The organism is Bacillus sp. AP8 (assembly GCF_000321185.1).
GTDB classification, from domain to species: domain Bacteria; phylum Bacillota; class Bacilli; order Bacillales; family DSM-1321; genus Bacillus_AD; species Bacillus_AD massilioanorexius.
Genome location: NZ_CAPG01000004.1, coordinates 1 through 26,443 on the forward strand (window position 1 = coordinate 1; position 26,443 = coordinate 26,443).

The following is a 26,443-nucleotide window of genomic DNA, read 5'->3' on the forward strand; positions in this document are numbered from 1 at the left end:
AGCTTAATCTAGCTTCAGTCTTTTTTTTATAGCAATATGAAGAAATATTCTTAGCCGTTGTTTTAAAAAAATTAGACTTTTCTCAATAGTGGCTTGACATAAGACATATTTGGAGGTGGAAAAGCATTAGATAATGAAATTTTGACTGATTCCACTTATTATATTTTGTTAGCACTAATCAAACCAACGCATGGGTATGCAATTATGCAAGAAATTCAAGAGTCTTCACGTGGGGAAATCGTAATTGGACCTGCAAGCTTATATACAATATTAAAGAAACTACAGAATGCGGAGCTTATTGAGCATCTTAAAGTGGATGAGGATCGAAGAAAAACCTATATATTGACTAAAAAGGGTACCGAAATCATAAAAAAAGACATAAAAAGAAGAATGATTATGGTGGAAGAAGGAAAAAAAGCCTTGAAATTATTAGAAGGGAGCATGAATGATTGCAAAGAATTGTAAGTATTTACCTAATAATAGCTTAGCATTTGATGAAGAGCGGCTAATAAAAAAGTTGAATGAGTTAGCTAAAGAAGGATGGATTTTACAAGAAATGAGCATTTTTCGCTTTAAATTAGTGAAGGATACTCCACAAGAATTACAATATACATTAGATATTAAACATGTGGATAAGGAAAGTGAGAAGAATATATTGACATGATGGAGGCATCAGGATGGAAATGCATGTGCTCATATAAAGGTTTCTTTTTCTTTGCAGCAAAGCCTGGAACGACTGAAATTTATACAGATAAAGTGAGTTATTTAGAGAAATATAGGAAAATAAAAAGTTATTGGCAGCAAGGAATAATTTATAGTTTTACAACTTTCATCCTTCTTTTTGTGATTAATTATTTTGTACCGAGTACTATGAAAAATGGTGTTTATCATTTTTTATTCTTTATTTTTATCGGTTGCTCAGTAGGAATATTTCTCCCATCGATGATGGTATGTGTATCGTATTACTTTAGAGAACGTAACATGTTGAAAAGTAAATTTCAGAATATTTGAATATATCGTAAGTGGAAGTGCTTTTTATTGAAGACTGTTTTCCAAAACTTTGTTGTCATTGAACAAGTAGTGAGTATAGTCTTGGTTTAATTGGCTACATGAGTTTTGCATCTTATGCTCCAATCAGGATTTTTATGCTGGTTTTATACACGAGCATATTAAAACAATAACCTAAAAGGAATGCGCGTATAATTCTTGAAGTGTGTTCAATCTAAAATAGACAGCAATTAGGCTGTCTATCAATTAAAGATTTGATTATCGATGGAATAAAATTAATTTTCCTCTAGGTGATGTGCAACGATGAGTCGTATCTTGTAAGTTCTTTTCAGATAATAAATTTGTGCCTAAATCTTTTGCTTTTGTTTCATTTTCAGCTTGGAATGTTTCGTCTAGTAGCTTTTCTCCGTTAGGATTAAAGGCAGTCAGTTTATAATTTTCCATAGTTCACACCCGCTTTTCATTGTTATGAATATGTATTCATTTTTACATAATTTGCTAGCTTTTGTAAAGAAAATAATTTTGATGAAACCATTATATGATTAAAACGTATTACATAAAGAGATAGTACTTCTAGGAATGGCTTGTTTCTATTGATAGGAGCAAATACCATTATGTCGAGGTATGCTTATTCTTTATGGAAAAGATTATTAGTTTTATATTCCGGTAGTGAGGGAATTATCGCCAGATAGGATTGATAGAGATGAGGGGGCAGATGAATGACATTAATTATTGATTCAGTATCAAAAAGGTTCGGGCAATTTACAGCTGTAGACAACATAAGTTTCAACATTCCTCATAATGAAATATTCGGTTTTCTTGGGGCAAATGGTGCTGGTAAAACAACAACATTTCGAATGATTCTAGGATTATTGGATATTTCAGAAGGTAGTATTACATGGAATGGTAAACCGATCGATTATTCTGTAAGTTCGGAAATCGGCTATTTACCAGAGGAAAGAGGCTTGTATCCTAAGTTAAAGGTAAGTGATCAAATCGTCTATTTAGCTAAATTACGAAATATGAAAAAAGCAGATACTTTAAAAGAGTTAGATTATTGGCTTGAACGATTTAAAATTCCAGATTATAAAAATAAAAGAGTAGAAGAGCTATCAAAAGGAAATCAGCAAAAAATACAGTTTATTACTGCAATTATACATAAACCAAAGCTATTAATTATGGATGAACCTTTTAGTGGGTTGGACCCTGTAAATGTTGATTTATTAAAAGATGCTGTATTAGAGCTTAAAAATAATGGAACGACCATTGTATTTTCTAGTCATCGTATGGAGCATGTTGAAGAATTATGTGAACATTTATGCATAATGGACAAAGGAAAACCAGTTGTCCATGGTAAATTAAAAGATATAAAAAGAGCTTTTGGCAATCAAAATCTTGTTATTCATTGTGATTTTGATTTAGATTTTCTTTCAGAAGAACCTAGTGTTAAAAGATTCAAGAAGACAGCAGAAGGCGCTATTTTGCAAATATCTGATGAAAAAGCTGCTGAAGATATTCAAAAACTAATCTTTTCAAAAGGGTTTATCCGCAAGTTTGAACTAGAAGAACCATCATTGCATGATATTTTTGTTGCGAAGGTAGGTGCACCACTTGAATAAATTTTGGATTGTACTATCACATACATATCTTTCAAAAATTAAAGCAAAATCTTTTATTACGTCTACAGTCATAATGTTAGCTATTATTCTTGTATTATCCAACATAACGAATATTATGAAAATGTTTGATCAAGAAAAGGCAAACATAGTAGGGATTGTGGATGAAAGTGGTCAATATTATGATAGCTTGAAGAAGCAATTAGAAGTAACGAAATCTGATTTAGTTCTTAAAAAGGTAAAAGATGATAAAGAAGGACAGCAGCTTGTTCTTGATGATAAAATCAAAGGCTATTTAATTCTTCAGAAAGATAAGCAAGGGATGCCGAGCGGTATTTATAAATCAGATACAATCTCTGATGAAAGTACTAGTGGTGAATTGCTACAAGCATTAACGACGATCAAAAACCAAGTATATACAGAAGGATTAAATATTACTCAAGAGCAAATTGCAGCATTATATATGCCAGCATCACTAGAAAAAGTAGCCATCTTAGATAGTGCAAAAACTGCAGAGGAACTAAATCAAGCGCGTGGACTAGTTTATATTATGTTATTTGTCATTTATATGGGTGTAATTGGGTACGCTGGTATGATAGCTACTGAGGTTGCAGGAGAAAAAACATCACGCGTTATGGAAATTTTGATTTCAAGTATCTCACCAGTCCAACAAATGTTTGCCAAAATTTTAGGTATAGCTTTGTTAAGTTTGACTCAGATGGTATTGTTTTTAGCTGTTGGATATATTTCGATTAAAAATAATTTAGATCAAATGCAAGAAGGTTTCTTCTCTGTTTTCGGATTTGGTGCAACTTCTATTACAACAATTACTTATGCAGTCGTATTTGCATTACTAGGGTATCTTTTATATGCAACATTAGCGGCTTTCCTAGGATCGTTAGTTAGTAGAGTTGAAGATGTACAAACGATGATTACACCGATGACCATGTTAGTGGTAATAGGATTTATGATGTCCATGTTTGGATTAGGGAATCCGGAAGCAGCATTTGTTAAAATTTGCTCGTTCATCCCGTTCTTTAGCCCAATGTTAATGTTTCTACGTGTTGGCATGTTAGACGTGCCATTTTGGGAAATTGCTATTAGTATTGGACTATTAATTGCTACTATTCTATTTTTGGCGGTGTTTGGTGCAAGGGTTTATCGTGGTGGCGTCCTTATGTACGGTAAAGGATCATCATTTAAGAATATTAAGCAAGCATTAGATTTAACAAAAAAAGAGTAGTTTCCAAAATAACACTTTTGTGGTAAGTAGTGGAATTGTTATTCATATTCCACTACTTTTTTGATGTTGAAATTATGTAGGATGTCATTTACATAGTGATTAATAGCTACCTAGCCTACTTATATACATATGATTTAGGAATTTATATTATAAGGAACTATTTTTGCACAAATGAATGGTCTTAACTTGGTCTGTGCAAAAGTAAATGAAAGCGTTATCTTATAGGTAAGCAATTGCTTACTAAAACCCGGGGTGATTGTAATGGCATTAGATATTAGAAGCACGGCAATTTTATCAAGAATTATTTCCGCTCCTGCACATGTTTCATTGCAAACTCTTATAAATGAACTAAGAATATCTAGAAGAACTGTCTACTATGATATCGAAAAGATTAACAGTTGGCTGAAAGAAAATAAGTTACCTCCTGTTCAGAAAATTCGTGGACAAGGTTTTAGTTTACCTTTTGAAGCTAAAAAAGAAATTCCTCTGCTCTTACATGAACTACAAGATTGGCAATATGATTTTTCACCTCATGAACGGAGAGGTTGGATTTTTCTTGTTGTAGCTATATCAAAAGAGTCTCTTTACGTAGAGGACTTTATGAAACTTACATGTGTAAGTAGGAATACTGTTATTGAAGATATAAAGATTCTAAAACGAAGCTTACGTACAGGAAATGTAGAGTTAGTGTTTGAAAAAAAACAAGGATATTTTTTAATCGGTGATGAAAAGGCAATTCGACAAAAAATGGACAAGTGGGTTCAGATTCTCTTAAAGGAAAAAAACTATCTTTCTATTATTAAAGAAATTAATCGATTTAAAGATATGGAGAAAGAAGGAAACGCTTTTTTTCGTGAAGATGAATTAGAAACGATCCATCGTCACTTGGAGGAAATTGAATCTCAAGGTTATTTTCATTTTACAGATCAAGACATATATACACTAACCATTAAATTTTATCTTTATTTAAAAAGGATAAAATTGGGTTTTACAATTGGGGAAATGGTCTCAGATGCTAACAATATTCAAGAAATGGAATCAGTTTATGCCGCTTCATTATTAATTGAAAAATTACAGACTTTGTCTGGATGCAAGGTCTGTCAAAAAGAAACACTTTTTTTTACAACGCATTTATTAGGTGCTAAGGTAAAGAATTCCATTCAAAATGGAGAAGTTTCTATTCAATTAAGTATGATCGTTAGAAAAATGGTTAAAGATTTCGAAAGGAAAGCAGGTATTAATTTTTTGCAAAAAGATCAGCTTACACAAAATCTTCTTAATCATTTGAGACCAGCATATTTTCGCATAAAATATGGATTTGAAGTAAAGAATGCTTTTTCTGAAGCGATGAAAAGAGAAATGGATTACGTCTTTCAGTTGACTAAGGAGGTCATCGGAGGGTTTGAAGTTTTCGTAGGGAAGAAAATGACCGAGGATGAAATTGCTTTTCTAGCTATGCATTTTGGAGGATGGTTGAAAAAAATATCTCCCGTTCTTAGTTTAAATGCTTTAATCGTTTGTACTCATGGAATCGGCACTTCGGAATTATTGCGTGAAGAACTTAAGGAATTGTTTAAGGATATAGCTTTCAGCAGACCTGTTTCATTAAGAGAATATGAAAAAGGTAGCTGGAATGAATATGATTTCGTCATTTCGACTGTCCCAATAGTTAATAGTTCACTTCCTGTTTATGTTGTTAATTCATTTATGACAAAAGATGAAAAACTGTCATTACTAAAAGAAGTAAAGTCGCAATATCAAAAAATAGGTGCAAAGCAAACATCAGATCTTCAATTAATGCTGTCTGTTATAAAAAAGCATTGTGTCATTCAAAATGAAGAAAAATTAATAGAAGAATTATCAAATATAACAAAACAATCAACATTTATTTTACCTGATCGTTATCTACCTTCATTACGCGAGTTACTTACTATTGATCATATTACCGTGATAGATTCAGTAGAAAATTGGACTAGTGCGATTGAAATTGCATCTAAGCCATTACTTAAGAAGAAAAAAATTCAATCATCATATGTAAAGGCTATGATTGATACAATTCATGAGAAAGGTCCTTATGTGGTGATTTCACCTAAAGTAGCTCTTCCACATGCAGACAGTTCTAAGGGAGTTCAGGAACTTTCTATTTCACTCCTGATTATGAAAGAGCCTGTATATTTTCGTTCTAAAAATGAACAAAAAGTTAATATTATATTTGTGATTGCACCAGATAAAAATCATCGTCACATAAATGCAATGAAAGATCTGAATCAGCTTTTTCAACAATCTAATATTAAAGAAAGGTTGATCGATGCCAACAGTGAACAAGAAGTATTAGATATTATTTGTATGAATTGCAACGAGAATGGAAGTGAGAAATAGTGGAATTTTTATCAAAAGAACTAGTATTGATACAACAAGAGGTATCTACAGCAGAAGAAGCAATTAAACTAGCTGGTAACCTACTTGTTCAAGAAGGTTTAGTAGAAAAAAGTTATGTAAAAGCAATGCTTGATTCATTTCAAAAAAATGGGGCATATATTGTTTTAGCTCCAGGAATAGCGCTTCCTCATGCACGTCCTGAGGATGGAGTTAATACAGCTTCTGTTTCATTCGTTAGCCTTAAGAATCCAGTTGTATTTGGTCATCCATCAAATGATCCTGTATCACTGATATTTGCCTTGGGAGCCTCAAGTAGCAAGGAACATTTAAAGATTTTACAAAAATTGATGAGCTTATTACAGTGCGAAAAGAATATAGAAAAGCTTCGTTCTTGTACAAATAAGGAAGAAATTCAAACTTTAATCGGAGGAAATTAAAATGAAAATAATTTGTGTTTGTGGATTAGGACAGGGTACAAGTTTGATTCTACGTATGAATGTAGAAGCAATTTTATCTGAACTTGGTATATCAGCAGATGTTGAGCATATGGATGTGTCTAGTGCATCTGGAATGGAGGCGGATTATATCGTAACAAATTCAGAACTCGCAGCAACATTAGAAGGTCATAAAGCTTCTATTATTCTAGTTAGTAATTATTTTGATAAAAATGAAATTAAAGAGTCGATTGAAAAAACAATGAATTTATAAATGTTAGATACCCAGAAATGTAAGGTTTAATGTACTTAAACAGTAGTAAAAAAGAAATTATCACTTAGGAGGTTATTCCATGGATGTAGTTAAATGGCTAGCAGATAATTTATTTGGAGTACCGGCAATTTTACTAGGTATTATCGTATTGGTTGGCTTATTACTTCAAAAGAAAAATACAAGTCAAATTGTTAGTGGAACATTTAAAGCTATTATTGGTTTCTTAATTATAAATGCTGGTGCAGGCGTTATTACTGGATCACTTGGAGTATTTGAACCTTTATGGAAAGAAGTATTTGGACTTGAAACAGAAGCTTTAAAAGGCTTTATGGGTCAAGACAATTTTAACATGGAATATGGTAGTGCTGTTACGTTAGCTATGACAATAGGATTCTTAATTAACGTACTACTTGCACGCATTACAAAGCTTAAGTATATATACTTAACTGGACATATGATGTTCTGGACAACAACGATTTTTGCAGGAGTTGTCATTCATTCTGTCGGCGATGTGAGCTTCTGGGGTCTAGTAATCTTCTTATCTGTATTAATGGGGTTATATTGGACTATTCAACCTGCGATTACTCAACCAATTGTTCGTAAAATTACAGGAAATGACAATGTTGCGTTAGGTCATACATCAGCTTCTGTTGCCATATTGTCAGCACTGTTAGGGAAAGTTTTAGGAAATAAAAACAATGACTCAGAAAAAATTAAACTACCTAAAGGATTAGAGTTTCTAAGAGATTCGAATGTAATCACTGCTCTTACAATGATTATGCTTTTCGTAACAGGAGCAGCAATTGTATTAACGAAAAATACAGAAGGTGCTGAAGCTTTAATAGCAGGGGCAGGTAATCAAAACTTTATTATCTATGCTATTGTTCAATCATTCACGTTTGCTGCGGGTATTGCGGTTGTATTAGTTGGGGTTCGTATGTTTATTGGTGAAATTGTACCCGCTTTCAATGGGATTGCAACAAAGGTCGTACCTGGAGCAAGACCTGCGCTTGACTGTCCAATCGTCTTCCCGTATGCACCAAATGCAGTTATTCTAGGGTTTTTAGGGGCCTTCTTTGGTGGACTAATTTGGCTAGTAGTACTTGGTAATACGGTAGGTTATGTTTTTGTTCCGACAATGATTGTATTGTTCTTCCATGGAGCTACAGCTGGAGTATTCGGTAATGCTACTGGTGGTGTACGTGGAGCTTTATTAGGTGGATTTATTACAGCAACTGTAGTTGCTTGGGGTCAATACCTAATGGTTAAGTTCTTCATTACTTCAACTGTTCCAGATACAGCAATGTGGGCAGCTGATTCAGATATGTTTATTTTAGGACCAATTATAAGCGCCCTTGCAAAATTAATATTTTAAAGTGTGATTGTATAGAGGTTGTCCATAATTAGAATTTATGAGACAGCCTCTTATAAATTTAACATGTTTAGGAAGAGGAGGATGAAGTTTATGAGCTTTATTCGTACGCTAACAGGAGATATCAAACCAGATCAATTAGGCTTTACATATTCACACGAGCATATTGTTTGTACACCAGCTTATTGGAAACAAAGGCAACAAAACGACTTATTGCTGGATGATCCAGAAAAATCTAAGCTTGATGTTCTCGATTTTAAGAGATTAGGTGGTCAAGCTATTATAGATGCTACTGCAGTTGATTATGGGCGTCACGTCCAGGATGTAGTGGATATATCAAAAGATACAGGTGTTACGATTGTTGGAACAGCAGGATTCAATAAAAGTTTCTTGTGGGATGCAAAGATAAATCAGAATATTAAGAGTATAGTTGGTGATTATGATACATATCATGATTGGATTGAAGAGGAATCGGTAAATTCATTAGCGGATTTTGTAATTCGAGAAGTGGAAGAAGGATTAGAAGGTACCTCTTTTAGAGGAGGGCAAGTAAAATTTGGAACTGGATATAATCGAATTTCTCCTCTAGAGATTAAAACGCTTCAAGCAGTTGCTCGTGCTTATCATGAAACGAAAGCACCGATGCATTCTCACACTGAAGCTGGAACTATGGCATTAGAACAAATTGAGTTATTAAAAAAAGAAAATGTGAATTTACAGCATATTAGCTTTGGACATATGGATCGTAATCCGGACCCTTATTATCATGAACAAATTGCTAAGCACGGTTCATTTTTATGCTTTGATGGTATTGCTAAGATTAAATATACTCCAGAAAGTACGAGAATTCACTGCATTTTAGAGCTAGTTAAAAAAGGCTATGAGGATCAAATTTTAATTAGTGGGGACACAGCCCGGAAAACGTATTATAAGCATTATGACTATGGCTTAGGCTTAGAATACATCATTGGTAAGTGGATTCCTAGATTTATAGATGAATGTGAGCTACGAGGATTAGATGGAGAGGTTCTCATAAGAAAGTTTTTTATCGATAATCCTGCACGATGCTTCACTTTTAAAAAGTAAAAATTGACGTTTAATCTATGAAATGGAGGAAGCGAGCATGAATTTTGGAAAAATGACTTCATTTGAAGTGAAAGAACAAATACAGCGTATTCGAACTGCTATTTTACCAATTGGTGCTGTAGAAGCACATGGTCCACATCTTCCTTTAGTTACCGATAATATTCTTGCAGAAAAATTAGCTGAAAGAGTGGCCGAAGAAACAGAGGCATTTATATTACCAACTTTACCATATGGACAAGTATGGAGCTTACGCAATTTTCCTGGAAGTATTACGGTTTCCAATGAATCTCTTATAGCTATGTTGGTAGATATTGGAGTCAGCCTGTTTAAACAAGGAATTAAGCTTTTTGTAATGATCAATGGACATTTAGGTAATCAGCCTGCTTTAAAGGATGCAGCTAGAGTTCTACTAGAAAAAGTTCCACAGTTAAAGGTTTTATATTTATTTTATCCTGGAACAAAGGAAATTATTGCGGAGGTTAAAGAAACACCTGTATTGCACGGCTCGTTTTTTCATGCATGTGAACTTGAAACTTCCTATATGCTTTATTTAGCAGAAGAAGATGTACAAATGGATAAAGCAATATGTGATATTCCTACAATACCTAGTCGAGTAGATTGTACGCCAACTCCGTGGGAAGAGTTTACAAAAACGGCGGTACTTGGTGATGCAACCTTAGCTACAAAGGAAAAAGGAGAGCTCGTAATTTCAAAAGCTGTAGAAAACATGGTTGCACTAATAGAGGAGGTAAAACAACGTGTTTAAAAATGCTACTCCTCTAAAAAATAGAGTGTTTCTCAATTTTTTAGCTAGCGATAAAAATAATGCAGAAGAAATTGTTGAAGCAGGTTTTGGATGTGTAATACCAGGTATAGTTGCTTCAGATTATATAGATGCTGAATCTGCTAGTAAAAAGGTAGCAGAATTAAAGCTTATTTCAGATGTTATTAGTGTTGGACTTGGCAACGGTGGAGATGTGAGTAATTGGAGAAAGGTTGTTGACATTGCTTCCATAAGTCACCCAGGACATATTAATCAGCCATTTGAAAAAGCTTCCTACTCACAAGGTGTTTTGCAATCTCTAAATTGCCCTCAAAATGTTAATGCTCTTGTTGCTCCAAGTGGCAAAGTCGGATATGTGAAATTATCATGCGGTATAGAAATGCAAACAAAGGATTTTTGTGAGCTTGCTGCATCTATGGGATTAACTAGTATAAAGTTCATGCCTTTAAAAGGGAATGTACATTTAGAAGAATTAATAGATTTGTGTGAAAAAGCAGCTGATTCTGGAATCAAGATGATTGAGCCGGCTGGGGGAATTGGACCTGATAATGCTATAGAAATAATCAGAAGAGCATTACAAACGGACATTCCATTTTTTATGCCCCATATTTTTGGCTCCGTAATAGATAAACAAACAAAAAGTACAATGCCTGAAATGGTTCATCAAATTGCACAAGGAGTGAGACAGCTTTGATTACAAATTATTTTGAAAGTATATTCAATAGATTAAGAATGACATTAGAAAATGAAGAAAAGAATATGAAAAAAGCAGCTGAAATCGTGGCAGAATCTATACGAAATAATGGAATTGTCTATTTGTTTGGATGTGGGCATTCCCATATTTTAACGGAAGAAGTATTTTATCGTGCTGGTGGATTAGTTCCATTGAAACCGATTTTTCATGAGCCATTAATGTTACATGAAGGAGCTAGTCTCTCCTCAGAATTGGAAAGAAAAAATGATTATGCTGTAGACTTTATGAAATTACAAGATATCAGACCTGGTGATGTGTGCTTTGTCATATCAACATCAGGCAGAAACCCTGTTCCAGTAGATGTTGCATTGTTAGCAAAGGAAAAAGGAGCGACGATCATAGGGATTACATCAAGAGAATATTCTTCAGCTAATCCTTCACGTCACAAGTCAGGTAAACACTTATATGATGTAGTAGACTTAGTGATTGATAATTATTCAGTCAAAGGAGATGCTATTCTTCAACATCCTAAAGTGGATATTCCATTTACCGCAACATCGACAGTTGTTGGTGCTACAATATTGAATAGTATTTTTTCAGAAGCTATTGTAAAAATGGCTGATAGCGATTTTGAACCGCCTATTTTTTTAAGCGGAAATTTAGAAGGATCAGATGAGCATAATCGAATCTTAATAAAAAGATATAAAGAGAGAATTCCTCTGTTATAAGAATGACTTGTTAAACTTTGTTGATTAGTCAGTTTGATTTTTAATGTATTAAGTGTTTTTTGAGAAATCAACAATAGGATTTAACAGTGCTATAAAAAGGATGTTCCATTATTGGAGCATTCTTTTTTCTTATTTAAGTGAGAACGTACTATATATTAGTTGTATAAGCAAGAAGTTAAGAAAATGGATAAGCAAAATAAAATAGTATACACATTTTGTTTTGCTATAAATAATGTCGTACAATAAAATCTGAATGAGTGAGAAAGTATGTTCTCTTTTGTGATAATATAAGGGTATATGAGGTGATGAAAGATGAGAAAAATAACCTTTATTCATGCGGCGGACTTACATTTGGATAGTCCATTTAGTGGTTTAAAAAATATACCTGAACATATGCTAGAGCAAATAAAAGAGTCAACGTTTAAAGCATTTCAGAAGATTATCAATGAAGCTATCAGAAGAAAGGTTGATTTCATATTATTAGCTGGTGATTTATATGATGGTGAAAATCGGAACTTAAGAACGCAAGTCCGTTTTCGTAAAGAGATGGAGAAGCTTCAACAACGAAATATTGAGGTTTTTATCATACATGGAAATCATGATCATTTAGATGGAAATTGGATTCATATTCAACAACCTTCAAATGTCCACACTTTTTCAAGTGAATGTGAAGTGAAGTCCTATGTAAAGAATGATGTGATTGTTCATTTATATGGTTATAGTTATCCTACACAGCATGTGAAGAATCGTATCATTGAAAAGTATACAAAATCCGAGGGTGCTATGTATCATATCGGTTTACTTCATGGAAATTTGGAAGGAGAAAATGAACATAGTCAATATGCTCCTTTTAGTATTAGCGATCTAGTTAATAAGCAATTCGATTATTGGGCTTTAGGACATATTCATAAACGCCAAGAACTTCTTCATTCCCCTCCGATTATTTATCCAGGAAATATACAAGGGAGACATAAAAAAGAATCAGGAGTTAAAGGATGCTATTATGTTGAATTGGAAGGAAAACATTCCAATATTGAATTTATTCCTACATCAGAAATTGTGTGGGAGTCGTCTCTTATAACAATAGATGAGGAAGATACGTTTGATACATTGCATACAAAATGTCAAACGATGATACAACAAATGAAAGAAGATAATCAACGATATTTTCTTGAAATCCAGATTGTAAGTGAAAATAGTCTTTTATCATATGAGGATTATTCTCGAGATCTTTTAGAGTTATTGCAGGAAGAAGAGGAAGATGAAATAAATTTTGTCTATCCGTATAGTATGAAGTTAAAGCGAGAAATTCGTTCGTCCTCAAATCCTTCACCATTAATGAATATGGTACAGGAGTATAAATGGTCAAACAAGGATATTGATGAAGTTATACAACCTTTATATAAACATTCTTTAGGTAGAAAGTTTTTAACGCAATTATCATTAGAGGAAAGGGAAGAGCTAGTAAGAGAAGCGATGCAATTACTTGAGAATCAGCTTAACAGTGGAGGTGAGTAATAGTTGAGAATTAAGGAAATACATATTTACGGATACGGGAAAATCAACCAATATAAGATTACTGATTTAGGAAATATACAAGTGTTTTTCGGTGAAAATGAGGCTGGTAAATCAACGATTATGAGTTTTATTCACAGCATATTTTTTGGATTTCCATTGAAAACTCAAAATGAAACTCGTTATGAGCCAAAGGAAAGTTCAGCGTATGGTGGGAAGATTATTATAGAATCTGAAGTTCATGGTGAAATAGCGATTCAAAGAATAAAAGGAAAAGCAACGGGGGATGTAACGGTTATTTTTCCTGATGGCCGTGTGGGAAACGAAGAGGAACTGAAAATGATTCTTCAAGGAATGGATAAATCAACTTATCAATCTGTCTTTTCGTTTGATTTACATGGTATTAATGGAATTCAAAAGTTGAATGAATCAGAAATTAGTCGTTATTTATTATCAGCAGGCTTATTAGGTAATGATCAACTTTTATTAGTAGAACAAAACTTACAAAAGGAAATGGAGTTATTGTTTAAGCCTTCTGGAAGAAATCCTAAAATAAATCAGATGTTATCTAACATGAAGTTGACACATGAAAATCTTATAAAGGCTTCAGAGGATCAAAACCAATACGAATATTTACAACAGACATATAAACGTCTTCAAGAAGATAAAGAGAATGTAGAAAAGAGAATTGAAGAGTTAAAACGCGAAATTGCATCAGAATATAATTATTTAACGGTTGAACCATTATTAATAGAAATGACTAGAATCGAAAATAAATTAGCTGACATGCCAGAAGATAATATTTCAATTATGATGGATGAAGAATATCAGCAAGTAAAAGCGGCATTACTCCCTATTGATTCTGAGCTTGATGCACTATATAAGCAGCAAAAAGCATTGGAGGAACGCTATCAAAGTATCCAGATTGATAACATATTGCTTGAGAAAAAAGAAGAAATTCAACGTTCTATTGATCAAGCGATATTATTGGATTCTATTCAGGTTGATATTCAAAATTTATCAAATAAAATACAGCAAATAGATAAAAGTATTCAACATTTAAAGACATATGCTCATCTTCCTATTACTGATGAAAAAATTGTTGCTCTCGATAGTAGCATTTCTAAGAAAGAAAGTATTGTATTAATAGAAAAACAATCTCAAAAACTATCTCATATAAAACAAACTCTTGATGAGAAGCAGGAACAAATACAACAGATTTTACAAGCAACAGATGAAAAGATTAGATTTTACCATTCTAATCTTCTTTCAAATGATGAGAGAGAAAAGTTGCAACGACAGGTAGAAAACTTTCAAGATGATAAAGAAATAATTGTTGAGCTTAAATATATTGAAGAAGCCATTCGGTCTATCGAGAAGAAAATTGAACAAGCAAAAAGAAAAGAAAAGAAGTCGAAGCAAAATAAGAAATGGATCCAATACAGTATACTGAGTTTGTTTTCAGCTGGTGCTATTCTATCATTAATTATGCAGCAATGGTTGGTCTTCATCATTGTAGCTGTAGGGTTCGCTTTGTTTTGGTGGATAATAGGATTAATGAATACATCATCGATGCTTCCTGATTTGTTACAAGAACGAGAGGAGTTATTTCAAAAGCAGACTTCTTTAAAAGAAAAAAGAATGGCAGGATCTTTTAGAGATCATCAACTTGCGCTTACTCAATTGAAAAAAGATGATGAAATCAGATTTCAACTTCAAAATGAGCAAATGAAAAAACAGGAGCAGGAAAAAAGCTTTTATAAAGTAGTGGATCAATTTGAAAAATGGGAAGAAGATACAAGAAGAAACGAAGCTTTAATGCAACAACTTGTTCAAGAGTGGAATATAGAGCAGCCTAATATTTCATCTTCCATGTTAATGAACATATTTGAAAGTATTATTTCATTAAAACAGAATCTTTATGAAAAACAGTTGATAACAGAAGAGCAAAATGTATTAAAGGAAAAAGCGACTCATATTAAACAGACAATAGAATCTTATTGTCATGAAATTGTTCATACCAGAATAGCCCAGCATCAAGAAGCTGTTATGATTTTAAGGACAAAAATTAGTGAATTAGATGAAAATTTGTTAGAAAGAAAGCAGATAGACCTATCGAGAAATGAAATGAAAAATCAAATTATCGATCTCGAACTAAAAAAACAACATTTAGAATCTCAGCTTCAAGACATCTATCATGAATCACAGTGTCTAGATGATGAATCATTTTTACAAAGGATTCAACAATCAAAAGAACGAAATGAACTTCAGAGACAATATGAGCTATTAGGCATCCAATTAAGACCTTATGAAGAGGAACGAAAAAAATGGGAGGAGTATCCTAATAAGATAATTAATGACTACAGTATACGTTTATTAGAAGAAGAAAAGAATGAGTGTGATCGACATCTTAATCAATGTATTCAGCAAATAACTGAATGTAAGCACAAAATCGTACAGCTAGAAGATGGTGGAACGTATGTTGATAAATCTTTTCAATTCTTTACTGAAAAGTCGGCATTAATGGTAGAAGCTAAGGAATGGATGAAATTTGCATTAGCGAAAGGAATGTTGCAGAAAGCTGTAAATATATATAAGAACTCAAAGTTTCCTCAAATTCTTCATATTGCTGAGAAATACTTAATGGCGATAACGGATGGGGAGTATATACGTATTCAATGGAAAGAAGATGCTGAAGGTTTAGTATTGCAAAGGAAAGATGGATTAATCTTTGAAGCCAGTGAAGTTAGTAGAGGGACTCAAGAGGCAATTTATGTGTCATTAAGACTATCTCTAGCTCAACAATCATACAATAATGAGAGCATGCCCATTATTATAGATGATAGCTTTGTAAATTTTGATCGTACAAGAGTTGAAAAAGTTTTAACCATATTACAGTCATTAAAGAATACTCATCAAATTATTTTCTTTACGTGTCATGATTATCTACTGCCTTATTTTGAAGAAAATCATATAACGAAATTGGATGTTCGTAATACAATAAAAAACTGATAAAATAGTGTTGTAGTATGTTTGCTTATTTTCAAGCGTTAGTCTCTATCCTAGTTGCTGTTCGCTTATTGCGTTTGAGAGCGAAAATGTAAGTAAGGTGTGTAACTAATATCTTGTAAGGAATGAAGTAAAAGCTTTCATGCTGAAGGATTTACTTTGTTGATGCAGGATTTCTCCTATCCTTTAAAAGGAGAAATAGGATAAAGAAAGAGTTGAGAACGATGACGAATGAACAGTCATATTTTTATAATCATATTCCAATTAAATACGAATGTTCAGAGGAACAACGCCGAGAAATATTACAACAATTCCCTGCTCCACTATTACCAACGACAGAAGAGTCCTTTTCACTAAGTAATGAAGCACAAGGAAGTAATATCAAAGTAACGCTTTTATTAAATGAATACTCAGTAGAGATGACCAAAACGAATAAACAGTTTTTGAAAATGAGATTTAGTAATACGAATGGTGTTTATAACGCAAAAATGTGGGATAACCAGGGAGAGGTAGAAACATATTCACCAATCCTCGAAGAATATTCTGTTTTTAAAGTAGAAGGTCGTGTTGAAGAATATCGAGGGCATAAATCGATTACAATTCATCGATTAACACCTAGCAAAGATGATATTAATCCTTTTTCATTATTAGCTTATACGGAACAAAATTTAGAAGACTTAACAGTGGAATTGTTCTCCTACTTGTACGAGCTAAAACAACCTTTTCAAGACATTACCTTAGCTGCTATGAAACGTTTTTGGAAGCAATTTGCACTCAGACCTGCTGCAAAAGGATTTCATCATAACTATTTAGGTGGATTATTAAAGCATACAGTCGGATTAATGAGATTTGCGCGCTATATTATAAAAACAGAAGTAAATCATTATGAGGCTGTTTTTAAACTGATAAATATTGTAGAGAAAGCGCATAAGCAGGAGCTGTGGGCACAACTAAAAGCTGGAACGACCAATACTCAACAGCTAGTATGGAAGGAAACTATTGATCATTTATATAATATGTTCTACGGTATGATGAATTATCAAGAGGACGCTCCTAACTATGATATCGTAATGACGAGTATTTTATATCATGACATTGGTAAATTACTTGAATATGATCATGCGGGAAAAGAATATGATGAATTTTCATTTTTATTCCCATCAGCTACAAGTGATTTTAGTAATCGAAAAGCTACTGGAATCATTATGGACCAATTAGGTGTTATGATTGGACATATTCCATATGGAGTATTATTCTTTTCAAAAATATTAGAAGTTGAAAAAATCGCCATATCGATGGAAGATGTTCATTCCGTTTCTCATTGTATTTTAGCTCATCATGGCTTACCGGAATGGGGTTCTTGTATTAGAAGTCCACAAACTCTAGAGGCGTACATTGTACATATTGTCGATTATTTAGATAGTCGTTATGAAAATACGGAACAAATCAAATAGCTATCATATTTTGCTCCTTTATACATAGAATGTACAAAGGTTTGGACAATCCTAGTTAAAGGAGAACAAATATGACAATAGTAATTGGTTTAATTATTGTAGGAATTGTTATTAGCGGATTTATGACCATTAAGACAGGTAAAGAGGAAAGAGACATAGAGAATGAATGGATTGAGCAGGAGGGCCAAAAATTTATAACGGCTATGCACGAAGAAAAAAAGCGTAGGTTCTCCAAAGATTCATAAGAAATGAAACACTTATTCAAAAAATGAATACTTATGTGGTACTATTTCTCAATATGAAGATTTCCTAATAAAAAATACCCCTTGTCCACAATGACTAGGGGTGTTTTTTTATTTCGGTGTCTGGGGACAGCGTGTCGAATTTATCGATTGCTGTTATAGATTATTTATCAGAATTTGTACCGAATGTATTTTTTAAATCTTTATCTTTAATTTCTACGTTCGCTTCTTTTAATTCTTTTTTCATTACCTTTTCAATTTGTTCATTATCAATTTTAGATACTTTCACTTGATATTCTAAATCTTTTTTCATATCATCAAATGATTTTTTCTCTTTTTTATCTGTTAATTTTATAATGTGATATCCATGTTCTGTTTTAACAGGATTACTAATTTGTCCTTTATTTAATGCATAAGCAGCATCTTCAAATTCTGTTACCATTTTCCCTTGACCAAACCATCCTAAATCTCCACCTTTTTCAGCTGAAGCTGTGTCTGTTGAATATTCTTTAGCAAGGTCTTCAAATTTTGCACCATTATCTAATTTTTGTTTGATTTCTTTTGCTGTTTTCTCATCATCAACTAGTATATGGCTTGCTTTGATTTCAGGCTTATAATTTTCATATGCTTCTTTTAATTCTTTATCGGATACTTTCAATCCTTTAATGGCTGCTTTTTCTTGCATCATTGCAATCTTAAATTTGCTTCTTAGATCAGCTTCATCTTTATAGCCATACTGTAGAAGTGCCATATCGAATTGATCGCCTAATTGCTCTTTTAAAGTATTTACACGTTCGTCTAATTCTTTATCACTTACTTTATATTTATCAGCAAGTATTTTTTCATAAACAAGTGCTTGAAGTACTTGTTGACCATTTGTATCCTTAAGAGCTGTATATAGTTCATCCTTTGTAATATTTCCAGCTTTTGTTTCAACAACTGTTTCTGAATCTCCGTTACTGCAAGCTGTTAAACCGACTAAACTAGCTGTTAGTGCAACGGGTAATAACCATTTCTTCATGAAAACAACTCCTAAATTTTAAATTTTCCATTTCTTATCACAAAATCTACTATATCACAAAATGAATAACACGCAAAAAATTTTTATAACCGAGTATTAAAATTTTAGAGGAATTTGGGCCATTACCTATCCACTTTCGTCCTTCTTACATAAAATGTAGCGAAGAGAGAAAAGGAGGTATGAAAAATGAGCTGCGGTTGTAATAATGGGTTCGCGTTAATAGTTGTGTTGTTCATTTTACTAATCATTGTAGGTTCTGCATTTGTATGCTAAATAATTCAATTTAACACAAGCTTTTCGCCTGTTCTCACAAACCACTTTTGAATAAGATGAGGTAATTCCTTTTATTAGGAGTGTGGTATGAGTTGAAGCAGTCAAGGTGAATTTGTTGAACTTGTTGAGTTATTCATCCTACACGTCGGTTTAGTTGGAATTAAAATACTTCAACTTAAAAAATGATGGATGAAGAAGGGAGGAAACAAGATGTCAGGTGGATTTGGACATGGAGGCGGCTTTGCTTTATTAGTCGTTTTATTTATCCTACTAATTATTATTGGAGCTACGTGGCTATAATCTCCAAATAAATAAGGTGAAGCAAAAGCTTCACCTTTTTCATGAAAAAATATGTAATTACGTAAAAAAAGTACCCATCTCGTAATATACTATCGTTTTTCTTTACCCCTAGGTGCCGCCTGTTTCATAATTTATGTAAATAATATTTTTACATAGGAAGATACTAATAAGATTGTAAAACATATATTAATGGTTCGAAAAACACCAGGCTGTTTTTCTTCTGGTATTTCTTTTTGAATACAGAGTTTATTAGTCAAATTATTCATAGTATATAGAATTATTGCAGCAAAAATATAAAAGGCCAAAATGTATAATGAAGGCACATGAACTTCCCCCTAACCCAAACAATATCCGTAACAATACCATAACAAATTATATAAAAAAAAGATAGTATGGAGAGTGTGTGAATATACCATACTATCATCATTTTTTTGATAATCATATACTTTTTTAAGGGCAGCTTTTCTTATTTATTTCTGATTTGCTTTTCCTGAGGTTCTAGTATTGTTAAGGTTTGCTTATTAAAATCTTAAAGCCTTCCTCATTTTCTTCTACATAAGAATTTTGAGGAGAGTGTAACACATTTCTAAACGTAAGAAGATCTGGTACGCATATCCCAATATGAATAGATAGTAAAATGGTTAAATAGTGGGAGTAAGCAGGTTGTGTTGTTGTATAAAATAACAATATACTAGTAATAACAACAAAAGGCGTTAGTAAAGTAGTAATAAACAGCCATTTAGATATAGGATCTTTTACTTTAATATCAAGTACTGGTAAAAATTTATAAGGTCTTCTGTGTTTTACTTTTACTTTTTTTGCTACAAAAAGTAAAGGAAGTAAGTGTAACATCTTGTGAAGCGGGTAAAGCATAAATAAACTACATAAAAAATAGAAATCGTAATCATCTTTTAGCTTATCAGCAGTAATCCCCATACTAATAATGGTATAAAGACTTATGAATGAAAGTAACATGATGAGTAAAGAAATAATAACGATTCTCTGGGTACCATATATTTTGTTTAAATTAATTGATTTCCAGCATTGCATATTTTTATTTCATCCTCCAAGGGAAGAGTATAGTTAAAATGAAAACACTAGAATAATGTACGCTTTTTTGTATAAAAAAGCAACAGAAATTCATCTGAAAAAATTACTTAAATAATATATGATTGAAAAGACTAAATTATGATAAAATAGTTCCAGTTATGAATAGACGAGGAGACCTATAAATGGAGAATTTATTGAAGAGAATAGAGGTATTAGAATATCATCAACAGCTATTAATTAGGATGTTGAAGGAAACGAACCAGCCGCTCTATTATTTTATTATTGTTAATAATTTATCAAGAAGTGAAACTGAGCACATTTTGGAAATATGTGAAATGATGAACAAAAAATTCCAAAAACAAAAAGCGGAAGGATATGTTACATTTTATCCGCTTCTTCAAGAATTACAAGCAAATATTTCACCGTCGATTTCCATAAAAGATTTAGTAGATGCTTGCATAAAACAAGAAGTCTATGTTCTCTTTATGGAGGAAATGAAACAGCTATTAAATCAATAATTCTACACAGTCTCTACTTCTTTGTTTGGATCATTATTTGCAAGCTTTGCTTCTGTCTCTGATAATTGTTTATCAATATTTGAAAAAGATGTTTCAAATATCTTCATGAAATCATCTCCATAGATATTTCGGATGATTGCCATAAGTTCAATCATTTCAGGGAACTTACCATATAAACCTTGAAGTGGAAGAGAAGCCTCGAACACTTGATAATTTTGAGGATCAAAATTATCCATTAAATCTAAAATAATTTTTTCCCCTTCTTCTGTGATTTGGATATAGGTGTTACGTTTGTCGTTTTCTTTTTTAGAAAACTTTAAAAGGTTTCTTTCTTCTAATTTTTTAGAGAAATTGAAAGCTGTGGATACATGCATTACGCCGAATTTTGCTACATCTGAAATTGAAGCCCCATTTAAATGATAGGCAATCCATAATATATGATGTTCATTGATGTTAAGGTCATAAGGTTTAATCCAATTTTGCCAGTCTTTTTCAATTGATTTCCATAATGCTTTACTTAGTTGCGCAACTCGATGACTGAATAGAATTGCTTCTCTCATAGAATAATTTCTTTCTTGCATGACCGATTCACCTTCTTTACAAATCATTTGTATTTATTATGACAAGAAAATAAAAATTAATAAAGAAAAATTTACTAAATTTTTAGAAATTTATATATTTTTCCGATTTTTCTTTATTTTATAAAAGTATAACATTATACAAGGAAAGGATTTTTTTAAACTTTCCTTGTATATGTTTTTTAAAAAGAACAAGAAGTAATAATTATTTCCTACTCTTACATGAAATCATAAAAATAAAACATATTACTTTTGGCTATGCCCAGGAGAGGAAGCAATTTGTTCTAGTTCTCCTAAGGCGTTTTCAATCTCCTTGATTCGAAATTGAATTTCATTTTTGTGTGGCTCAATTTCTTTTTTCCACGATTGAATAAGGTCTTTAACCTCAGAGATGAAAACACTAATTACCTCTTTACTCACATGAGTTGCAGAAACCGTTTCTTGTTTCATTTGATTTATTTTACTTTTGATTTCTACAAATATTTCTTGGAAATCTTCTTTATTTTCAACGATGTTTTTACGTAAATTTTTTCCTGAAGTTGGTGCAAATAATAGAGTGCCAACCCCTGCTACAACAGCTCCAGCAAAAAAACCAAGAAGTACACGCTTTCCATTCATTAGACTCACCTCTACAATCTTGGCATATTTTTAGAAACTTACAGATTGAATTTCCGTATTTTCTCCATACTATAATCTGTTCGGTAATATATCCCTTTTTTAAAAATATTAGCCATATAACATTTCTACAAAAATTTTCAAAATCCTTTTTTATATTGGAAATTAATAAATATAATTTTAAAAATCTTTCCCTAATTAATATATATCACATTAAAGGTAAGATAAACCAATATTAAGTAATTATATGTTATTTAAATATAATTTTCGAGTGAAACGAATTATTTTATTAATAAAAATATTGATTGGTGTTAGTGTATATAAACTTTTCAATTGCTTGTCATTATACGATGTTTTTCAGAATAGAAGTTAATATAGGGAATGAGCTTGAAAGAAGTTTTAGAAGAGGAGGGAAATACGTTGAAGTATATCCTTTTTTGTATCGCTGTAGTCTTACTTATCAGTACATTATACTTTTTTGTCCTTTCTTTGAATGCTGGAGTTTATCCGAACAAATATAGTTTGCAAAGAAGAGCGATTTTGCTTGGAATTGGAGCGGTGCTCTTTTTTTTAATAGGCATTATTTTAAAATAGAGCACATTAATTTCATTCCTATTATTACTATGAATTAATTGATAATGAATGTTCATATCTAAAGCTCTTTTTATCATTCTTATTTAAAATCGTTAGAGGGTTAATACGTAATGGTAGGTAATCGAATAATTTTTATTAAGAATTGTGTTATCGAAATACGAGGATTATTAAAGAAAGATATTAGGTAGGGTCATTATCTCGATAAAATAAAATATGGTGAAGGACATTATGTCCTTCACCATTGTAAGCTTATTGAAGTTGTAAACTTGATCTTTTTAAAATACCCGTAACGATTGGATAGATGATGATTATCGCAATTGTATTTAGTAAAGCTGCTGGTAAAACAACGGCACTTACAAGCGCTAAGAATGGACCAGGTAATCCAGAAATAATAAGTGCTGATCCTAAGAAAATAACCCCTGAAATAAGTGTTCCAATTGCTGTTAATACAGCAATACTTACAATTGAGAAATACATTTTTTTCACGATTAAAAATAATCCGTAGAAAATGAATGCTGTTGCCAGTTTATCGATGATATTTGGAATTTGACCGCCTGGAAATCCAGTTGTTAAAGCGGAAATAATTCCAGCTACAGCTCCTAATAAGAATACGTTTTTGATCTTAGGGAATAAAATAATACCTAAAAACATCATTGTTAGCAACATATCTGGTTTAACATTTAAAAAGATTGGCGGAATAACCGTGTGTAATACAGCACCTATTCCAAGTAATAGTGCTAAAAATACTAATTCTTTTGTCTTCATAATATTCTCTCCTCTGCTCTTCTCAACTAATGATTTCATTCTCCAATAGTGCTCTGTTGCCTATTGCGAAAACTTAATCGTATTATATCATTCTATTTATTTATTTTGTAGTGTTTTGTGCGCTTGTTGGAACTTTTTCATAAATTCTACAAGAGCCTCGCAGTGTTCTAATGGAACCGCGTTATAGATGGATGCACGGCATCCTCCTACTGAACGATGACCATTTAATCCGACAAAGCCAGCTTCCTTAGCTTGTGTTGTAAATGCTTTTGTAAGTTCTTCGTTCGGTAGGGTAAACGTTACATTCATATGTGAACGACTGTCTGGTTGGGCATGTCCTTTATAGAAACCTTCACTATCATCAATTGCTTTATAAATGATGTTTGCTTTTTGGGTGTTGATTTTTTCTATTGCTTCCACTCCACCTTGCTCTTTTGCCCATTCTAAAACGAGAGAAAGTAGGTAGATTGCTAGTGTTGGTGGTGTATTATAAAGTGAATTACTTTTTGCATGTGTTGAATACTGAAGCATTGTTGGTAAATCAGTAAGATCATTGCGAATTAGATCTTTCTTAATGATAACAACAGTAACTCCAGAAGGACCTAAATTCTTTTGAGCACCAGCATAAATAACACTAAATTTATTGATGTCAATAACCTTGCTCAATATATCACTACTCATATCAGCAATTAAGGGTACATTTCCTGTTTCAGGATATTCTTTCCATTGTGTACCGTAAATTGTATTGTTGCTTGTAATGTGTAGATAAGCAGCATCATCAGAATAAGTTAAACTATCGATGGATGGAATGCTGTTATAATTTTGTTCTTTAGTTGAAGCAGCAACAACCGTTTGTCCGATTTTTTTTGCTTCTTTTAATGCCTTGTCAGACCAAGCCCCAGTTAATACATAAGCAGCCGTTTTATCAGCTGGTAATAAATTCATTGGTATCATGGAGAATTGTAGGCTTGCTCCTCCTTGTAATAATAATACTTCGTAGTCATCTGAAATATTTAATAGCTCTTTTAATAGTGCGATTGCTTTTTCATGAATTGCATCATATTCCTTACTTCGGTGACTTAGCTCCATAACGCTCATGCCTGAATTATTAATATTAAGCCATTCTTTATTTGCTTTTTCTAAAACGGCTTGTGGCAGCGCTGCTGGTCCAGCATTAAAGTTGTATGCACGTTTCATTGTAGTGTCCCCTTCCACTGTACTGAATTAAAGTACTATTATCGTATCAAATTATAATAATAAATGACATAATTTTTATAAAATTTAAAAATATTTTTAGAATATAGCTCGCAATATACAAAGTTGTATCCATGAAATGGAAAAGGTGATGTCTTTTCAAAGAATAAACTCTCTTTACTGAGAAAAGATTCACGTTCTAAATTAGACATATACATGTGAGTTCAAGTTAAACATTCACTTATTCACTTGATAAAGCGTTTGATCGAAAATGGAGAAATATCCAATTTTGTTGAGCCTTTCGTAACAAGTTCGCTCAGCGTTTCCCCAACCGCACTTGCAAATTTGAAACCATGGCCAGAAAAGCCTGCTGCAATCGCAATGTTTTTATATAGTGGGTGTACATCGATGATAAAATCTTCATCAGGCGTCATTGTATACATGCATGTTTTTCCAAACTTCAATTGGCCAACAAGAGGCATATAGGTGCGAAGAAAATTGTTTAAATCTTCTTTATCACCAGGAACATCACCAAAAATCGTTCTTTCTTCATCTGGATGGATTGTTTCTCCACCATCATGGCGACCAATTTTCAATCTGGCACCATCAATACTAGGAAATCCATAGTAGTTTTTCTCTTCTAATTGAAAAGCAAACCCGGGAAATTTATTTTCATTATATAATTCTTCGTTTATTTCATACCAAGCAAATGTTTTGCGAATGGGATTTAATGGCAGATCTAGATTTAGTTGTTGTAATAAATCACCAGACCATGCACCTGCAGAAATGACAGTGGAACCGGCTGTGAATATGGTGCCATCATCAAGTGTAACAGTCACTTTATCAGGTTCAGCATCAATCTTTATAACACGACTGTTTGTCCGAATATTTCCCCCTTCTTTAATACTAATTATCCATACAATTTTCAATTTTTAGTACACCAGAAGTAGGCTCATAACATCCAAGGGAGTTTCCAGGTAGTTTTAAACCTGGCCATCTTTCATTTGCTTGGGCAGCCGTATATATTTCTAAGGGGAGGTTGAACCTCTTAGCACTGGCGATTACATTTTGAACAAAAGGTGCTTCTTTTTCTCCTACATTTAATACTCCTGTTTTATGAAAGATCTTTTTTGATGTTTTCTTTTCTAACTCTTGCCATAAAAAGCCTGCTCGTAATGCAAATGGTACATATTCTAAACCTTCTCCGTAGGCATAGCGAATTAGACGTGTTTCCCCATGATGACTTCCATTATCATGGGGTGGATTATAGGCGTCTAATAGTAAGGTTTTTTTCCCTTGTCTTGCTAAAAAATATCCTGCTGCCATTCCCATAGAACCAGCTCCTATGATGATATGATCATAAGGCATGCTTTTTCCTCCTTTGTATTGATAATCTGAAATATTAAAATATTATTGCGTTAATTTAAGGAATTTCCTAGTTATATTAGAGTCATTATTTAAGATTAACAAGGATAGGTCCCGATTAGTTGATTAAATTAGGATAGGAAAATGTAAATAGAGATAAGAACTATTGAAGAGAGAAATGTGAAAATCAAATGGAGATAATCGAGAAAAAGGAAGATTGGAGCATATATCAAGGGTGAATATTGAAATGAAGAAATACTTGTTTGAATCCAGGTAATATAAGAACAAATCGGTGCGAAATTGAAAGAATAATCGAATAAAAAACAAGATGC

The 26,443-nt window shown here is 32.5% G+C and carries 28 protein-coding genes and 1 pseudogene; 20 read left to right on the forward strand and 9 right to left on the reverse strand.

From position 1 onward, the window contains the following. Positions 1–165 precede the first annotated feature (165 nt). Positions 166–465, forward strand: coding sequence for a PadR family transcriptional regulator (locus BN349_RS00795; protein WP_269719687.1), 300 nt, complete (start codon positions 166–168; stop codon positions 463–465). Positions 466–556: 91 nt separating this feature from the next. Continuing rightward, a pseudogene (locus BN349_RS24655) lies at positions 557–1,011 on the forward strand (DUF2812 domain-containing protein). A 255-nt stretch (positions 1,012–1,266) separates the two neighbouring features. On the opposite strand, the gene BN349_RS00805 reads toward BN349_RS24655, so the two are convergent. Beyond that, the gene (locus tag BN349_RS00805; RefSeq protein WP_019240364.1) at positions 1,267–1,452 is read right to left on the reverse strand and encodes a YhzD family protein; all 186 of its coding nucleotides are present in this window, start codon (positions 1,450–1,452) and stop codon (positions 1,267–1,269) included. A gap of 275 nt (positions 1,453–1,727) precedes the next feature. Between BN349_RS00805 and BN349_RS00810 the strand changes: the two genes are divergently transcribed. The 14 genes from BN349_RS00810 to BN349_RS00875 all read left to right on the forward strand — a co-directional run bounded on the left by BN349_RS00810 (position 1,728) and on the right by BN349_RS00875 (position 17,841). Then, on the forward strand, positions 1,728–2,627 hold the full coding sequence (locus BN349_RS00810) for an ABC transporter ATP-binding protein (protein WP_019240365.1): 900 nt from the start codon (positions 1,728–1,730) through the stop codon (positions 2,625–2,627). Further along, the gene (locus BN349_RS00815) at positions 2,620–3,867 is read left to right on the forward strand and encodes an ABC transporter permease (protein ID WP_019240366.1); all 1,248 of its coding nucleotides are present in this window, start codon (positions 2,620–2,622) and stop codon (positions 3,865–3,867) included. The genes BN349_RS00810 and BN349_RS00815 overlap by 8 nt, the downstream gene beginning before the upstream one ends. A 261-nt stretch (positions 3,868–4,128) precedes the next feature. Further along, a complete protein-coding gene (locus BN349_RS00820) occupies positions 4,129–6,246 on the forward strand; it encodes a BglG family transcription antiterminator (RefSeq protein ID WP_019240367.1) in 2,118 nt (705 codons plus the stop codon). Next, positions 6,246–6,683, forward strand: a complete 438-nt coding sequence (locus tag BN349_RS00825) for a PTS sugar transporter subunit IIA (protein ID WP_019240368.1) — start codon at positions 6,246–6,248, stop codon at positions 6,681–6,683. Before BN349_RS00820 ends, BN349_RS00825 begins: the two co-directional genes overlap by 1 nt. 1 nt (position 6,684) lies before the next feature. Beyond that, a complete protein-coding gene (locus BN349_RS00830; protein WP_019240369.1) occupies positions 6,685–6,954 on the forward strand; it encodes a PTS sugar transporter subunit IIB in 270 nt (89 codons plus the stop codon). Positions 6,955–7,033: 79 nt separating this feature from the next. Further along, complete coding sequence (locus BN349_RS00835; RefSeq protein WP_019240370.1) at positions 7,034–8,329, forward strand: PTS ascorbate transporter subunit IIC; 1,296 nt, start codon at positions 7,034–7,036, stop codon at positions 8,327–8,329. A gap of 90 nt (positions 8,330–8,419) precedes the next feature. Further along, positions 8,420–9,412, forward strand: coding sequence for a phosphotriesterase family protein (locus BN349_RS00840; RefSeq protein WP_019240371.1), 993 nt, complete (start codon positions 8,420–8,422; stop codon positions 9,410–9,412). Positions 9,413–9,449: 37 nt separating this feature from the next. Continuing rightward, positions 9,450–10,178 carry a creatininase family protein gene (locus BN349_RS00845; RefSeq protein WP_019240372.1) on the forward strand — a complete coding sequence of 243 codons (729 nt, stop codon included), beginning with the start codon at positions 9,450–9,452 and terminating at the stop codon, positions 10,176–10,178. Next, positions 10,171–10,890: a KDGP aldolase gene (locus tag BN349_RS00850; protein ID WP_019240373.1), complete on the forward strand. Its 720-nt coding sequence runs from the start codon at positions 10,171–10,173 to the stop codon at positions 10,888–10,890. The genes BN349_RS00845 and BN349_RS00850 overlap by 8 nt, the downstream gene beginning before the upstream one ends. After that, the gene (locus BN349_RS00855) at positions 10,887–11,618 is read left to right on the forward strand and encodes an SIS domain-containing protein (RefSeq protein ID WP_019240374.1); all 732 of its coding nucleotides are present in this window, start codon (positions 10,887–10,889) and stop codon (positions 11,616–11,618) included. Before BN349_RS00850 ends, BN349_RS00855 begins: the two co-directional genes overlap by 4 nt. 312 nt (positions 11,619–11,930) lie before the next feature. Further along, positions 11,931–13,136, forward strand: a complete 1,206-nt coding sequence (locus tag BN349_RS00860) for a metallophosphoesterase family protein (protein ID WP_019240375.1) — start codon at positions 11,931–11,933, stop codon at positions 13,134–13,136. A gap of 3 nt (positions 13,137–13,139) precedes the next feature. Beyond that, complete coding sequence (locus tag BN349_RS00865) at positions 13,140–16,145, forward strand: ATP-binding protein (RefSeq protein WP_019240376.1); 3,006 nt, start codon at positions 13,140–13,142, stop codon at positions 16,143–16,145. A 221-nt stretch (positions 16,146–16,366) separates the two neighbouring features. After that, positions 16,367–17,596 (forward strand): HD domain-containing protein, encoded by a 1,230-nt coding sequence (locus tag BN349_RS00870; protein WP_019240377.1) that lies wholly within the window; start codon positions 16,367–16,369, stop codon positions 17,594–17,596. A 71-nt stretch (positions 17,597–17,667) separates the two neighbouring features. Beyond that, positions 17,668–17,841, forward strand: coding sequence for a sporulation YhaL family protein (locus tag BN349_RS00875; protein ID WP_019240378.1), 174 nt, complete (start codon positions 17,668–17,670; stop codon positions 17,839–17,841). Positions 17,842–18,001: 160 nt separating this feature from the next. On the opposite strand, the gene BN349_RS00880 is transcribed toward BN349_RS00875, so the two are convergent. Further along, positions 18,002–18,859, reverse strand: a complete 858-nt coding sequence (locus BN349_RS00880) for a peptidylprolyl isomerase (protein ID WP_019240379.1) — start codon at positions 18,857–18,859, stop codon at positions 18,002–18,004. Between the two features lie 186 nt (positions 18,860–19,045). Here BN349_RS00880 and BN349_RS25170 point away from each other — a divergent pair, with 186 nt between their 5' ends. Both BN349_RS25170 and BN349_RS25175 read left to right on the forward strand, forming a co-directional pair. Beyond that, positions 19,046–19,132 carry a YjcZ family sporulation protein gene (locus BN349_RS25170; RefSeq protein ID WP_081591145.1) on the forward strand — a complete coding sequence of 29 codons (87 nt, stop codon included), beginning with the start codon at positions 19,046–19,048 and terminating at the stop codon, positions 19,130–19,132. A gap of 210 nt (positions 19,133–19,342) precedes the next feature. Beyond that, positions 19,343–19,432 carry a YjcZ family sporulation protein gene (locus tag BN349_RS25175; RefSeq protein WP_019240380.1) on the forward strand — a complete coding sequence of 30 codons (90 nt, stop codon included), beginning with the start codon at positions 19,343–19,345 and terminating at the stop codon, positions 19,430–19,432. A gap of 507 nt (positions 19,433–19,939) precedes the next feature. On the opposite strand, the gene BN349_RS00895 is transcribed toward BN349_RS25175, so the two are convergent. After that, positions 19,940–20,482: a DUF3267 domain-containing protein gene (locus BN349_RS00895; RefSeq protein ID WP_019240382.1), complete on the reverse strand. Its 543-nt coding sequence runs from the start codon at positions 20,480–20,482 to the stop codon at positions 19,940–19,942. 182 nt (positions 20,483–20,664) lie between these two features. Between BN349_RS00895 and BN349_RS00900 the strand changes: the two genes are divergently transcribed. Beyond that, positions 20,665–21,000 carry a DUF1878 family protein gene (locus BN349_RS00900; RefSeq protein ID WP_019240383.1) on the forward strand — a complete coding sequence of 112 codons (336 nt, stop codon included), beginning with the start codon at positions 20,665–20,667 and terminating at the stop codon, positions 20,998–21,000. Between the two features lie 2 nt (positions 21,001–21,002). Here BN349_RS00900 and BN349_RS00905 read toward each other — a convergent pair whose 3' ends face one another. Together BN349_RS00905 and BN349_RS00910 are read right to left on the reverse strand one after the other, a co-directional pair. Further along, complete coding sequence (locus tag BN349_RS00905) at positions 21,003–21,581, reverse strand: HTH-type transcriptional regulator Hpr (RefSeq protein WP_019240384.1); 579 nt, start codon at positions 21,579–21,581, stop codon at positions 21,003–21,005. Positions 21,582–21,824: 243 nt separating this feature from the next. Continuing rightward, on the reverse strand, positions 21,825–22,196 hold the full coding sequence (locus BN349_RS00910; RefSeq protein WP_019240385.1) for a YtxH domain-containing protein: 372 nt from the start codon (positions 22,194–22,196) through the stop codon (positions 21,825–21,827). 417 nt (positions 22,197–22,613) lie between these two features. On the opposite strand from BN349_RS00910, the gene BN349_RS25685 reads away from it, so the two are divergent. Then, positions 22,614–22,787 carry a hypothetical protein gene (locus BN349_RS25685; protein WP_019240386.1) on the forward strand — a complete coding sequence of 58 codons (174 nt, stop codon included), beginning with the start codon at positions 22,614–22,616 and terminating at the stop codon, positions 22,785–22,787. A gap of 249 nt (positions 22,788–23,036) precedes the next feature. Here the strand turns inward: BN349_RS25685 and BN349_RS00920 are convergent, their stop codons facing one another. The 4 genes from BN349_RS00920 to BN349_RS26720 all read right to left on the reverse strand — a co-directional run bounded on the left by BN349_RS00920 (position 23,037) and on the right by BN349_RS26720 (position 26,114). Continuing rightward, positions 23,037–23,552, reverse strand: a complete 516-nt coding sequence (locus BN349_RS00920; RefSeq protein ID WP_019240387.1) for a tryptophan transporter — start codon at positions 23,550–23,552, stop codon at positions 23,037–23,039. A gap of 96 nt (positions 23,553–23,648) precedes the next feature. After that, positions 23,649–24,749 (reverse strand): 3-phosphoserine/phosphohydroxythreonine transaminase, encoded by a 1,101-nt coding sequence (gene serC, locus BN349_RS00925; RefSeq protein WP_019240388.1) that lies wholly within the window; start codon positions 24,747–24,749, stop codon positions 23,649–23,651. A 242-nt stretch (positions 24,750–24,991) separates the two neighbouring features. Beyond that, entirely contained in the window at positions 24,992–25,675 is a 684-nt protein-coding gene (locus tag BN349_RS26715) for an FAD-dependent oxidoreductase (RefSeq protein ID WP_332306669.1), read from the reverse strand. After that, positions 25,653–26,114 carry an FAD-dependent oxidoreductase gene (locus BN349_RS26720; protein ID WP_332306670.1) on the reverse strand — a complete coding sequence of 154 codons (462 nt, stop codon included), beginning with the start codon at positions 26,112–26,114 and terminating at the stop codon, positions 25,653–25,655. The genes BN349_RS26715 and BN349_RS26720 overlap by 23 nt, the downstream gene beginning before the upstream one ends. Positions 26,115–26,443 lie beyond the last annotated feature (329 nt).